Genomic DNA, 13,339 nt, shown 5'->3' with positions numbered 1-13,339 from the left:
GCGTATCCGGAGATCGCCCTGCCGACCCGGGCCGGCCGGGCCGACCGTCCCGGCGCAGGTATCAGCCCGCGACCATCCTGATGTAGAGCAGGCGGTCACCGGTCTCCAGCGCATCGGCCTGCGGTTCGTTGACCTTGATCAACTGGCCCTTGCGGACGACGCCCAAAACGAGCTCGGCGAGGTGCCGCGGCGACCCGCCGACCTCGGACTCCTCGACTCGTCGTTCGGCGATGGAGAAGCCCTCGTCGGGCGTCAGCAGGTCCTCCATCATCCCCACGACGGTCGGGGTGATGGTCGCCAGTCCGAGCAGCCGGCCCGCCGTCTCGGCGGAGACCACCACGGAGTCGGCACCGGACTGTTTCAGCAGATGCTTGTTGTCGGACTCGCGGACGGTGGCGACGATCTTCGCGTTGGGCGCGAGCTCCCGGGCGGTGAGCGTGACCAGCACCGCCGTGTCGTCGGAATTGGTCGCCACCACCACGGACGCGGCGCGCGTCACGCCCGCGAGCTTGAGGACGTCCGACCGGGTGGCCGAACCCTGGACGGTGACCAGGCCGCGCGCGGCCGCCGACTTGAGCGCCTGGGGGTCGGTGTCGACGACGACGATGTCGTCGGGGGCGGTGTCGTCGGCGAGCATCGCCGCGACGGCGGACCTGCCCTTGGTTCCGTAGCCGACGACGACGGTGTGGTTACGCACGAGGTTCCTCCAGCGCTGGATCCTGAGGGCTTGACGGGACTGTTCGGTGAGCACTGACAGGGTCGTACCGACGAGCAGGATCAGGAAGACCACCCGCAGCGGCGTGATGATGACCGCGTTGAGCAGCCGCGCCTGTTGCGTGATCGGGGCGATGTCCCCGTAGCCCGTGGTCGAGAGTGAGACCGTCGCGTAATAGATGGCGTCGACGGCGGTGATTCTGCCGTCGGGCCCGCCACCGCCCTCGTATCCCTCCTGGTCGAGGTACACCACGAGGGCCGCCAGTCCCAGCGCGAGGGCAGCCATCAGTACGCGCTTGCCGATCAGTCGCCACGGGCTCTCGGCGTTGGCGGGGATGCTCACCACGCCCACGAGGATGTGGTCGGGGCTCTCGTCCAGGGGGTCGCTGCTGCGGGAACGGGACGCGAGTGCGCGCTTCCTCACCATCGGCAGCTCCGTTCCGGGACGAGACCTCCGTCATTCGTCGGGGTCACCCGGACCATCGTGGCCTATCGGCCGGTGTCGGACAACAACCGCCCTCTCCCCGGGCCGGTGGAGAGCAGTCGCCGCAGATCCTCCGCGTCTGGCAGAGCGTCCGGTTCGACGGTCCTCCCGGCGCGGACGTAGTGGAAGGCGGCCCGGACCCTGTCGAGCCCGACCGGCCGACCGAGTCGGGCCGAGACGACCCTGGACCAGGCGTAGCGGTAGACCGCCAACTGGAGCGAGACGGCCGGCATCTCCCCCGGGCCCGGCACCCGCCCGGTTTTCCAGTCCACGACGATCCAGTCGTCCCCGTCGGTGAAGACCGCATCCATCCGGCCGCGCAACAGGTGCTCCCCCAGGCCCACCTCGAAGGGCACCTCCACCGCCTCGGGTGTCAGCCGTGCCCACCTCGACGCCTCGAACGCCTGCTTCAGCGCCGCGAGGTCCGCCTCCGACACGCCGTCGTCGGCCCCGTGGTCCCCTGCTCCGGGCAGGTCGTCGATGTCGAGCAGGTGAGTGGCCCCGAATCGGTGTTCCAGCCACTGGTGGAACCGCGTCCCACGTCGGGCGAAACGGTCGGGCCGGAACGGCACCGGTCTGCGCAGCCGGTCGGCGTACGCCTCCGGATCGGTGGCCATGGCCACGACCTCCCCCGCGGTCAACCGGCGCGGCAGGACCACGGCCCCGCGCTCGTCGGCGGCCCGGCGTGCCTCCGCGAGCAGCGGCGCCGCCGTGAGGTGCCAGAGCCGGGCGGGCCCGTGGTCGGGAGCCGGATCGATCTCGGGATCCACGGGCGAGGCCTGCGACACCGCGTCCGCCGCCGCCCTGCGATCGTCCACCGAGGCACGCGGCCAGGTGGCCTCGACCACCGTCGCGGTGGCCGGGTTGGTGGCCGACGGTGTGACGACGAGGTGGTCGATTACCCCGAGGGGTTCGGGTCCCCGGCACGACTCGAGGACCTCGTCGAGGAACTCCGACGGGCCGCGGGGTATGGAGCCACTTCCGTGCCAATGGGACGCCGAGAGCAGAAGGGAGTGTTCCGCCCGGGTGACGGCCACGTAGAACAGGCGTCGGTCCTCGTCGAGTGACCGAATCTTGACGCGGTCGATGTGGGCCTTGAGCGTGGCCTCCAGTCGTTTGCGGTCCGCGACCCCGTCGAGCCGGGGCACCGGCACGCCTCCGGGGTTGTCCTCGTCCTCGCGGTCCCCGCGGAGGTACTCGGGCAGGTGGGTGGCCGCCCGGACCGAGGTCTGAGGCGCGCGGCCGGAGGGGAAGATCCCGGCCGACAGGTGGGGCACGGCGACGATCTCCCATTCCAGCCCCTTGGCCGAGTGCACGGTGAGGATCTGCACCCGGCCCGGAACGGAGGCGACCTCACCTCGTGCGAGCCCGCCGTCCACGGTGCGCGCCAGATCGAGGTGTGCCAGGAAGGCGTCCAGGCCCGGACCCCGCACGGCGCCGAATCCCGCGGCCACGTCCTGCAGCGCGTCGAGCTGCTCGCGTGCCTCTCCCCCGCCGGCGCGCTCCCGGAGGCGCACCTCGGCGTCCAGGCCCAGTGCCTGTTCCGCGGCGGCGACGAGTCTGGCAGGGGGCGCGGACGACCGCGCTCGGAGCCCGGCGATGATGCGCGAGAGCCCGGTGATGCGGGCGAGGCCGTCGGGGCTGTAGTCGCCCTCGGGGCCCGGGTCGGCCAGCGCGTCCGCGAGTCCCGCGGCGTCGGTCTCCTCGCCGCGGGCGATGGCGTCCAGTGCATCCTCGAGTTCCCGGACGGTGGACAGTGCTCCTCCGGCGTCGGTCGGGCGCCGGAGTGAGAGCGCGGACGACCGTCTGGCCAGCGCGGCCAGGTCGGCGGCCCCGAGGGCGAACCGGGATCCGGTGAGCAGCCGCATCAGCGGCGCACCGGCGCCGGGACGGGCGACCACCGTGAGCAGACAGACCACGTCCGCGACCTCGGGGACGTCCAGTAGTCCCCCCACCCCGACGACCTCCACCGGCAGCCCACGGGCCTCCAGGGCCTCGGCGATCGGCCCGGAGTCGCTGTTGCGTCGGACCAGCACGGCGGCGGTGGGGACACGACCGGCCGCCTCCTCCGCGCGGTACCGGTGGGACACCTCGTCGGCCAACCACTCCCGCTCGGCGTCCGCCGTGTCCAGCACCGCCACCCTGAGGTCGGCGGGTTCGGCGCCGGGGCGCGCTCGCAGCTGCGGGACCGGCACGGTTCCCGGGCGGTCCCGCAGCGGCTGGGTGACCCGGTTGGCCAGGGAGAGCACCTCCGGGGGGTTACGCCACGAGGTGGTGAGCTCGAGCAGGTGGGACCGTTGACCTGCGGCCCGGGGGAAGTCGTCGCGGAACCGGTCGAGGTTGGAGGCCGACGCCCCTCTCCACCCGTAGATGGACTGCATCGGGTCCCCCACCGCCGTGACCGCGGGCACCGGACCGGCGCCGCCGCCGAACAGCGAGCGCAACAGGACCCGCTGGGAGTGGCCGGTGTCCTGGTACTCGTCGAGGAGCACCACGCGACACGCCCGACGCTCGGCCTCACCGACCTGCGGGTGGTCGCGGGCCACCGTGGCGGCGAGCGCCATCTGCGCGGCGTGGTCCAGGGCGGACTCCGCCCGCATCCGCGCGGCGACCGCGTCGACGAGATCCGCCAACTCCTCCCGGTGACCCTGGACGGTGGCGACCTCGTCGAGCCACTTGGTGGGGGTCTCGCGCTGGCCGGGCCCGCCGGGCAGCGTGGCGACGAGGGTCGTGATCAGATCGGGGTGGGTCCGGAGGTCGTCGGTCGTGACGAGGTGCTCGGACAGTTGACCCGCCAGTGTCAGCACGTCGCGGGTGACCTGCGCGGCGGAGGACCGCGTCGACAGCGGGGACTCCCAGCGCGAGACCACGTCGTGGGCGAGGTGGAACGCCGCGGTCGGTGTGAGCAGGTGCGAATCCGGTTCGACCGGCACGAGCAGGCCGTAGGACCCGAGGAGGGTCCCCGCGAACGCGTGATAGGTCGAGATCTGGGGATCCTCGGTGCGGATCGACTCCGCGATCCGGGGGTCCGCCCCCGGGCCCGTGCACAGCGGGCTCCCCGCCAGTGCCTCGAGCCGCCGCCGGATCCTCCTGGACAACTGCTGGGCTGCCTTGCGGGTGAAGGTGAGCCCCAGGATCTCCGACGGGCGCGCATGACCGTTGGCGACCAGCCACACCACGCGCGCGGCCATGGTCTCGGTCTTGCCCGCACCGGCGCCCGCCAGCACGAGGGTGGGTTCGGCGGGGCCGGCGATCACGGCCGCCTGCTCCGGGGTGGGCCGGTGGGCGCCGAGCGCGTCGGCGATGTCGTGGGGTCCCGTCGACGAGGTCACTGGATCACCTGCCGGCCCTCGGGCTGTGCGGGGCAACTGGACCGGACGCCACAGTGGTCACACCAGGGACCCACGCGCGCGGTGTAGGACGGCCCCACCGTCGCACGACCGGCGTCGACCACGCGGTCGGTCAACGCCTCTGCGGCCTCGCCGCCGAGCGGGTCCTGGACCCGTTCCGTGGGCATGCGGCCCTCCCGGCCCCCGAGGTATAGAAGGAGCCCTCCGCCCGGCTCGCGGCCCGCGGCGGAGGCGACGGCACCGCCGGCCACCGCCAGTTGGTACAGCGCGAGCTGGGGGTGCGCTGCCGCCGCGGCCTTGGAGACGGCTCCCGGTGAGGTCTTGATGTCCACGGCGACCACCTCACCGGCGCGGGTTGTCTCGAGCCTGTCGATACGCCCCCGTATCCGGACCCCGCCCCGGACGTCGAGGTCGAACGCCTCCTCCACCGCCGCGGTGGTGAACTCGTCACGGGAGCCCAGTCGCCACTGCCGGAACGACTCCGCCATCCCGACCATCGACTCCGCGCCCCGCTCGGCGAACCACCCGCGGGCTCGCGTGAGCGACCCGGCCCGCCCGGACACGGCCGCCCGGAGCGCGTCCTCGCCGATCCCCCCCTCGACCGCCTGGGTGAGCGCGTGCACCACCGACCCCCGGATCAGGGCGGCCTCGGACCCCGGATCGGAGGACTCACCCCTGACCTTCTGCAGGAACCAGCGCAGTGGACACTCCTCGAGAGCACCGAATCCAGACGGGGAGAGCACGGCCAGCGGCTGCCCCGGTCCCGCCGGGAAGGCCGGGGCGGCGGTGGACGTCCCGTTCGAGCCGTACCACGTACCGGGGTCCGCCTCGGCGACCCCCGCGTCGCGCATCCCGGCCAGGAGCCCCGCGGCGTGGACGGCATCCGCCGGGTCCGTGGACGGATCGAGGAGTGCGGCCCGGAGGTCGACGGCGAGGTGCTGGACGGTGAACACCGTCGGGGCGTGGCTGCTCGCGGCCGCCGCGGCGCCACCCGGGCGTGGAGCCACGGCCCCACTCGGATCCGCCGGGGTCGTGGCGAGGTCCGAGATCTCGTCGACGAAGCGTGACGGGGCGGCGTCACCCTGCTCGGGGGATTCGACCGCGGTGACGAGCAGGTGGCTCCGCGCACGCGAGCAGGCCACGTAGAACAGGCGTCTCTCCTCGGCCGACCGTGCCGACGCCGACGACGCGGCCCGTTCGGCCTCGGACGGCAGGGGCCCGTCGCCCGCCACCTCCGTGAGGTCGACGAGTTCGTCGACCCCGAGCAGTCCCGACCGACGACGGGGCGCGGGCCACACCCCGTCCTGGACCCCACACACCGCCACCGATCTCCACTGCCTCCCCACCGCGGCGTGGGCGGACAACAGGGTCACGGCCCCGCCACGAGCGCGGGTGTCCGCCCGCCGGGGGGCGGGGAGGTCCTCCCTCGACACCACATCGCAGAAGAGGGCGACGGAGCCCCCGGGGACGCGGTCGACGTAGTCCGCCGCGTGATCGAACAGCGAGACCACCGCGTCCAGGGACCGGTCCGCGGAGCGGGACCACGGATCGGCGGCGACGGCCTGCCGGACGAGCCGCCTCTCCATCCGCGAGGCGGACCACGCCTCCCAGAGCACCTCCTCGACCGTGCCCCCCGCCCGTAGCGACCCCACCACCGCGGTCCGGGCGTGCCGGATGCGGCCGACCGGCGCGAGTTCGACCGCGGTGAGCCCGGACGGCACCGGGTCACCCTCGGCCAGGACCAGGGCGCGGAGAGTCTCCGCGCTCGGTGCTGACCCACCGATCCCGGAGCGACGGATGCCGCGCCGCAGCCTGCGCATCGCCACGGCGTCCGCGCGCCCGATGGGTCCGGACAGCAGCGCGAGCGTCTGCTCGGCATCCGTCCCGTCAGCCCCCTGCAGCGCCGACCTCACCAGCAAGAGGAGTGCCGCCACCACGGGATCGTGGGCCGGGGGCAGCTCGGCGCCCGCGTCGACCACGGGGACACCGGCCGCGTCGAGTGCCGGGAGCAGGGTGTCGACGACCCGGGGAAGCGATCGGCTGACGACCGCCATCTCCCCGTAGTCGACGCCGTCCAGCACGTGCCGCCTGCGCAGGAAGTCCGCGACGACGGCGGCCTCCGCGGCGGCCGACCGGGCGACGGTGACCGTCACCGATCCCTCCAGAGCCGGTGCCGGTGCCGCAGGATCGACCCCACCCGGCGCACCTACCGCACCCGTGCCTGCTCCGACCGGCCTCTCACGGGGTCGGTGTCGCGCGGCGCCGGGCAGGCGGGAACCGATCCGCGCCGCCACCGCCGCGACCGCGGGATCCATCCGGTGCCCCACGCGCAGATCGACCTCCCGGCCGCCCTGGTCCACGACAGCGCGAGCGAGACCGCCGTCCGCCCCGCGGAAACGGAACACCGACTGGTCCCCGTCCTCCACGACCACCATGACGTCCGCGCCCCCGCCGACCGCGGCCACGAACTCGGCGGCGAGCGGGTCGAGGTGGTGCGCGTCGTCCACCACCACCAGCCGACGAGACCGGAAGATCTCCCTGAGCTGCGGGTCCGCGGTCAGCGCGTCCAGCGCCGCCCCCACGAGTTCGGCGGCGTTGAGCGCCTCGGGCACGTCCGACTCCCCACCCCGCAGCCCCGAACGCAGGGCCATCTGCTCCTCGTGCCTGCGGAAGAACCCGGCGGCGGCCACCCACGCGGGCCTGTCCGCCGACCTACCTAGGCGGGCGAGTTCCCGGGGACCGATCCCCCGCTCGAGAGCGCGCAGCAGCAGGTCACGGATCTCCCGCGCGAACCCGACGGCCGACAGCGCGGGACGGAGCTGCTCGGGCCAGTGCGGGGCACCATCGGCCACCTCTCCGAGCAACGTCTCCCGGACCAGCGCGTCGTGCTCCGCGCCCGTCCGGAGCCGCGGGGGCGGGGCGTCGAGCCGAGCGGCCGCCAGCCGGACCACGGCATGGGCGAGGGAGTGGACGGTACGGACGGGGGCGTCCGTACCCACGACGGACTCCGACGGGAGTCCGCGGGTAATCTCCTCCAGCACGGCGGCCCCGGCGGTGGCGGAACCCGTGAGGACCAGGACGCCGTCCATACCGACCCCGCCCGTCACCGCGGCGCGCACCACGTCCACCACGAGCGAGGTCTTCCCGCTCCCGGGCCCGCCACGCACGACCCAGCGGTCCTGACCGTCCGCCGGGCCGGCACCCCAGTCCCGTCCGATCAGCCCGCCGAGGGCGGTCGGCCACTCCCTGGTCGGCGGGGCCTGCCCCGCGCGGGCCGGATGCGATCCCGCGGCGGTCGGGGCGGCGGCGGTCGGGGCGGCGGCGGTCGGTGCTGAGTCGATCGGGGCGGCGACGGTTGGTGCGGCGGGCTCTGTCACGGCTCGATGAGACCACACTCCTCCGACAGCCCCGCGGCCACCGGATCGGTGGCGTCGGACCGTCGGCGTCAGCGCAGCGTGTCCTCCAGCATCCGGGGTCGACACGCGATCCGGCCGACCACGCACATCACCGCGAGCACCACCGTGAGGAACGCCAGTCCCCCGCCGAGACCCGGACCGGACAGGAGGAGGCCAAAGACGACGGGGCCGAGGCTCGCCGCCGTGTACCCGACCCCCTGCGAGAACCCGGAGAGGGCGGCGGAACCGGCCTGCGTCCGCGTGCGGAGGTTGATGAGCGTCAGGCAGAGCGGGAACGTGCTGGGCCCCACCCCGAGCAGGCAGATCCACAACCACGGGGCGGCGCCGGGCGCCCAGAGCAGTCCGGCGAAGCCGGCCAGGTAGCACACCACGGAGACCACGACGACCGGGTACGGGTCCTCGAAGCGACCCGCCGCCCAGGGCACGACCAGAGCGGCGATCAGGCCGATGGCCGAGTAGACCGCCAGCGCGAGTCCTCCCTCGGCCCGGGTCATCCCGATCGACTCGGCCACGGCCGGGAGCCACGTGAAGAAGGCGTAGGTGCACAGCGAGTTGGTCCCGAAGAACAACGCGAGCGCGACCCCCACGGGCGAGCGCCAGGGCCGGACGCGGTGTGCCGGGCCCGACCCGCCGACGACCGTGGTGGCCCGTGAGGATCCGGCCGGCGCGGATCCGGCTGAGGTGGATCCGGCTGAGGTGGATCCGGCTGAGGTGGATCCGGCGGTGGTGGACCCGCCGGGATCCGACCCACCCCGCAGGATCTCGATGACCCAGGGCACCGCCGCGACGATCGCGAGAACCGCCCACCAGCCTATGGACACCCGCCACCCGGCGACCTCGTCGACGGGCACCGCGACCAGGGCGGGCACCACCGTTCCCAGTTGGAGGCCGGTGATGTAGGCCATGCTCACGGCCGCCACGTGCCGGGGGAAATACTTCTTGACCAGCGGAGGAGCCACCACGTTGCCGATGCCCATCCCGGCGAGTGCGACGAGGGACCCCGCTCCCATCACCCACGGGTCGTGGGCGAAGGCCCGGAGGATCTGGCCGGCCGCGGCCGCCGTCATCGCCAGTACGGTCAGCACCTCCAGACCCGTCCGACGGAGCACGACGGGAGTGAGGACGCCCCAGAGGGCGAACATGGCCGTGGGCACCATCCCGAGCAGTCCCATACCCCCGGCACCGAGACCGATCTCGGCGTCGATGACCCCCAGCAGCGGGCTCAGGGACGTGACGGCGGTACGGAGGTTGAGCGAGACAAGGACGACCCCGAGCAGGGCCACGACGGGAAAGGCGAGCGTGCCGGAGGGGCTGACTGCTCGCGAGGAGCGACGGCTCATGCGTCCGGGTCGCCGATGTACTCCTCGACGGTCCGGGCCATGGCCTGCAGTCCGTCCATCGCCGCGGGGCGGGATCCTGGGTGGAGCGCGTGCACCGCCAGCCTGAAGACCGCCGCCCGCAGCACCATCTGCGGCCAGTCGTCGAGGTGGCGCCACCGCGGGAGCACCCCGGCGTCGACGGTCCCCCAGGAGAGGTGGTCGATCGCGACGACCGCCGCCGACCACGAGGCCGGGCGGGCGTACGGAACGACGTCCGTCAGCGCGGGCTCGTCCGACGCGTCGAACAGCAGTCCCCGTGCGAGGTCACCGTGCACCACACCGGAGCCGGACGCCGCGTCTACCGGCCGGCGGAGTCGGATCAGCCCGGTCGCGCCGAGCAGGGCGGCCGCGCGGTGGGTCGCGAAGGGGGTTCCCCTGTCCTCCATGCCGGGGCCGAGATCGCGTTCCGGGTCGCCGTCCCACGCCGCCGCCTCGGCGATGGCGAACAGGTCCGACTCCGTCCACGGCCGGGTGGCCGGACGAGGAGACGGCCGTGGCCGATCGACTCCGAGGAGCGCCGCGTTGATCCGCGCCGACCAGGCGATGGTCTCATCTGCTCTGGCCTCGGGGCGTCCTGTGACCGCCCGGTCGGCCCGCCAGCCGCTCACCACGTGCCTGCCGTCCGTCGACCGCACCGGCGGCGCCACCCGCAGGCCGGTGACGTCGAGTTCCTCCCGAACGCGCGCCGACCAGTTGGCCAGCGCCGTGTCGGCGACCGGTCGCAGGACCACGGGAAGTCCCCCCGCGGTGACGAGCCACCCCGTCCCGGACCCGGCCACCACGGGGACGGCAGGGCCGGCCACCACGCCGAAGGCGCCGCGGACGTGGTCGGGGACGGTCACGTCGTTCACGTCGTTCACCGTACTCACCCCCGCTTCAGTACCCGGGCAGGGACGGGTCGACGTCGCGGGTCCAGGCCTCGATCCCGCCCTCCAGCGACCGCACACCCGCGAAACCCGCCCCGGTCAACGTCGCCGCCGCGCGAGCGGAGCGCACACCCGACTTGCAGTACACGACGAGCGGCCCCCGGGCCGCGGCACGACCGAGGACCCCGGTCGGGTCCGAGGCCACCTCGGCGACCGTGTCCAGCGGGACCCACACCGAGGGGTCGATCGCCGCGATGGACCGCTCCCCGGCACCACGGACGTCGACCAGGACGGGCGCGACAGCCCCGGACGACCCCGCGACCGCCAGTTCGGCGGCGAGGTCGGCCGCCGACACGGTGGGCACGTCCTGCGCGTCCGGTGACCGGACCTCGCAGCTCTCGTCTCCCCCCTCCGGCAGGGACGTCACCGGGGTGCGGGACGGGTCCGGTCGGATCGTCACGGTCCGGTGCGTGGTCTCGAGCAGGTCCATCAACACGAGCCGGCCGAGCAGCGGCCTGCCGGACCCGGCGATCAGTTTGACCGCCTCCATCGCCATCATCGATCCCACGGTGCCGCACAATGCACCGACCACCCCGGCCTCGGCGCAGCTCGGGACGGAGCCGGGCGGCGGCGGGGCCGGGTAGAGGTCCCGGAGGGTGACGGGATCCGCGGGCGCGGGCGGACGGGACCAGAACACGGCGAGTTGGGCCCGGAAGCGGTCGATCGTCCCCCAGACGACCGGGATCCCGGCGATCTCGCAGGCGTCGGAGACGAGGTAGCGCGTCGAGAAGTTGTCGCTGCCGTCCACCACCAGATGGTGGCCCTCGAGAAGGGCGCCGATGTTCAGCGCGTCGAGCCGGGCGTGGATGGCCTCCACCCTCACACCCGGCGCCAACTCGGCCAGTCTCTCCCGGGCGGACTCGACCTTGGGTCGGCCGATCGCCGGCACGGAGTGGATCACCTGCCGGTGCAGGTTGCCCGAGTCGACCTCGTCGTCGTCGATCACGGTGATGCGCCCGACGCCCGCCGCGGCGAGATACATCAGGACCGGCGCGCCGAGTCCCCCCGCCCCCACCACGAACACCGACGCGGCACGCAGACGACGCTGCCCCTCGTCGCCGACGGCGTCCAACAGCAGATGCCGGGAATAGCGAGCGCGCTCCTCCGCCGTGAGCGAGGGGGCCGGCGCCACGAGCGGCGGGAGCGCTCCGGAACCGTCACCGCCCACGGGGCTCACCGGGCCACCGGCGGGCCGTCGGGGTAGGGCCACGGGTTGTAGAGGCAGGTGTCGTCGTTGTCCGGGACCACGCCCTCGTTGTCGAGGACGAAGATCTCGTGGTTGGCGACCCCGAGGGTCTGTTGCATCATGATCGGCGCGAGCGCCCCGTCCGCGGGGCACGGTTCGTGGTCCGGGTAGCCGATGGCGTGGCCGACCTCGTGATTGACGAGGTACTGCCGGTAGGAACCGATGTCACCCTGGAAGGACCGCGCGCCGCGGATCCACCGGGCGAGGTTGAGGTAGACCCTGTCGGTGGACGGGTTGTAACAGCTGGTCTCGAGCTCGATGTCGTAACCGCAGTTCTCGCGGACGGTGAGGGGACTGGCCAGGCTGACCCGGAACGCGGGCTCGTCACCGGAGGTGCGCTGGAACGCCACCGCACCGTCCGCGGTCCAGCTCTTGGGGTTGGCCAACGTCGCGTCCACCATCCTGGCCACCGAGTCGTCACCGCCGAAATCCGTCGTGTCGATCCCCTCCTCGACCTCGACGGTGTAGGTGAACTGCTCGGCCTCGGGGCGCCCCACGCGGTCCGTGCCCCCGGGCACCACCCGGAACACACCCTCGCCGGCCTCCTCGAACGGCCCCCCGTCCGGCAACTCCCCGCTCGGGGGCACCTGTCCCCGCGGCGGCTCCCCCATCAGCGCGGGGGTCTGGGCCGCGTCCCCCACGGTGTCGCCGTCGCCAGGACCGGCGCCCGTCACCGAGTCGGCGATCACGAGCGCGGTGAGCACCACCAGGACCGGAATCGCGTAGGCGCGCCACCCCCACGTGGTGAAGAACCGGCCGACAGGACTCTGTTTGCGCAGATGGTCTCTGGCGCCGGGGACCGAACGGCGACGGCCGGGGGTCCTCTCCTCCTCCGGATCCCAGGGAGCGCGCAGCGGCTCACCGTGCGGAGGGTAGTACGGAGTGCGGTCCCCGCGCTGGCCCGGAACGCCGCCCCGAGGGGTGGACCCGGCGTCGACATCGTCCGACATCCGGCGACGGCCGTCGCTCATCCGCACCTCCACGTCCGCTCCGGTCAGGCCCGGGCCAGGCCCGGGTGATGGTCTCCACGATCCCACATCCCGAGGTGTCGCCTTCTCCGGCACTCCAAGGGTACGGGTATTGTGCGTCAGGCCCGGTCGACCGTCGACCCGACATCCGGGAGGACAGGAGCCAGACGATGACAAGCCCGGGCGGACCGTTTCCGACGGCTCCGGGGCGCGCCAGGGCCACCCGGCTGCCCCGCGGAGCCCGACGCAGGCAGCTCCTCGACGCCGCGGGGGCCGTATTCGTCGACCAGGGTTTCCACTCCTCCGGGATGGACGACATCGCCGTCCTCGCCGGCGTCTCCAAGCCTGTGCTCTACCAGCACTTCGACTCCAAGCGCGATCTGTACATCGAGGTCCTGCGTCACCACGTGGACGAACTGCTCGGCCGCATCCGCGCGGCGCTCGACTCGACCTCCGACAACCGGCGTCGTGTCGAGGCCGCCGTGGACACGTTCTTCGCGTACGCCGATTCCGACACCAAGGGCTTCCGCCTGGTGTTCGCCTCCGAGTCCGGCGACGAGGACGTCCGGCGCGAACTCGACCGCGCCACCGACGGCTGCATCGACGCCGTACACGACCTGGTGCGGGGCGATTCCGGGCTCGACGCGCACCGGTCGCGACTGCTCGCGGTGGGGCTGGTGGGGGCGAGTCGGGTGAGCGCCGGGCACTGGCTCGACGCGGGCCGACCGATCTCCCGCGCCGACGCCGTCTCCACGACGGTCACCCTGTGCTGGGGAGGACTGTCGAAGATCCCCCGCCAGAGCGGGGACCGACCCGCTGCGGACTCCTAGGAGACTGCTGAACAAGCTGTGATCCT

Annotated in this window: 8 protein-coding genes; 1 reads left to right on the top strand and 7 read right to left on the bottom strand. The window is 73.4% G+C overall.

Annotated elements, in window-relative coordinates; translation table 11 throughout:
* Positions 1 to 61 precede the first annotated feature (61 nt).
* The 7 genes from CEY15_RS13865 to CEY15_RS13835 all read right to left on the bottom strand — a co-directional run bounded on the left by CEY15_RS13865 (position 62) and on the right by CEY15_RS13835 (position 12,486).
* Positions 62 to 1,141, bottom strand: a complete 1,080-nt coding sequence (locus tag CEY15_RS13865; RefSeq protein ID WP_017836600.1) for a potassium channel family protein — start codon at positions 1,139 to 1,141, stop codon at positions 62 to 64.
* Positions 1,142 to 1,203: 62 nt separating this feature from the next.
* Positions 1,204 to 4,530 carry an ATP-dependent DNA helicase gene (locus CEY15_RS13860; RefSeq protein ID WP_095718944.1) on the bottom strand — a complete coding sequence of 1,109 codons (3,327 nt, stop codon included), beginning with the start codon at positions 4,528 to 4,530 and terminating at the stop codon, positions 1,204 to 1,206.
* A complete protein-coding gene (locus tag CEY15_RS13855) occupies positions 4,527 to 7,925 on the bottom strand; it encodes a PD-(D/E)XK nuclease family protein (RefSeq protein ID WP_095718943.1) in 3,399 nt (1,132 codons plus the stop codon). The genes CEY15_RS13860 and CEY15_RS13855 overlap by 4 nt, the downstream gene beginning before the upstream one ends.
* 68 nt (positions 7,926 to 7,993) lie before the next feature.
* On the bottom strand, positions 7,994 to 9,304 hold the full coding sequence (locus CEY15_RS13850; protein ID WP_095718942.1) for an MFS transporter: 1,311 nt from the start codon (positions 9,302 to 9,304) through the stop codon (positions 7,994 to 7,996).
* Positions 9,301 to 10,194: a TIGR02569 family protein gene (locus CEY15_RS13845; RefSeq protein WP_238556275.1), complete on the bottom strand. Its 894-nt coding sequence runs from the start codon at positions 10,192 to 10,194 to the stop codon at positions 9,301 to 9,303. Before CEY15_RS13845 ends, CEY15_RS13850 begins: the two co-directional genes overlap by 4 nt.
* A gap of 25 nt (positions 10,195 to 10,219) precedes the next feature.
* Positions 10,220 to 11,446, bottom strand: a complete 1,227-nt coding sequence (locus tag CEY15_RS13840) for a ThiF family adenylyltransferase (protein WP_031264816.1) — start codon at positions 11,444 to 11,446, stop codon at positions 10,220 to 10,222.
* Entirely contained in the window at positions 11,443 to 12,486 is a 1,044-nt protein-coding gene (locus CEY15_RS13835; RefSeq protein WP_176475122.1) for a DUF3152 domain-containing protein, read from the bottom strand. The genes CEY15_RS13840 and CEY15_RS13835 overlap by 4 nt, the downstream gene beginning before the upstream one ends.
* 167 nt (positions 12,487 to 12,653) lie before the next feature.
* On the opposite strand from CEY15_RS13835, the gene CEY15_RS13830 reads away from it, so the two are divergent.
* Positions 12,654 to 13,313, top strand: a complete 660-nt coding sequence (locus CEY15_RS13830) for a TetR/AcrR family transcriptional regulator (protein ID WP_095718940.1) — start codon at positions 12,654 to 12,656, stop codon at positions 13,311 to 13,313.
* Positions 13,314 to 13,339 lie beyond the last annotated feature (26 nt).

The organism is Dietzia natronolimnaea, assembly GCF_002289575.1.
Taxonomy (GTDB): Bacteria; Actinomycetota; Actinomycetes; order Mycobacteriales; family Mycobacteriaceae; genus Dietzia; species Dietzia natronolimnaea_A.
Note: the sequence above shows the minus strand (reverse complement) of the source record. Positions and strands in the feature narration are given on the sequence as shown.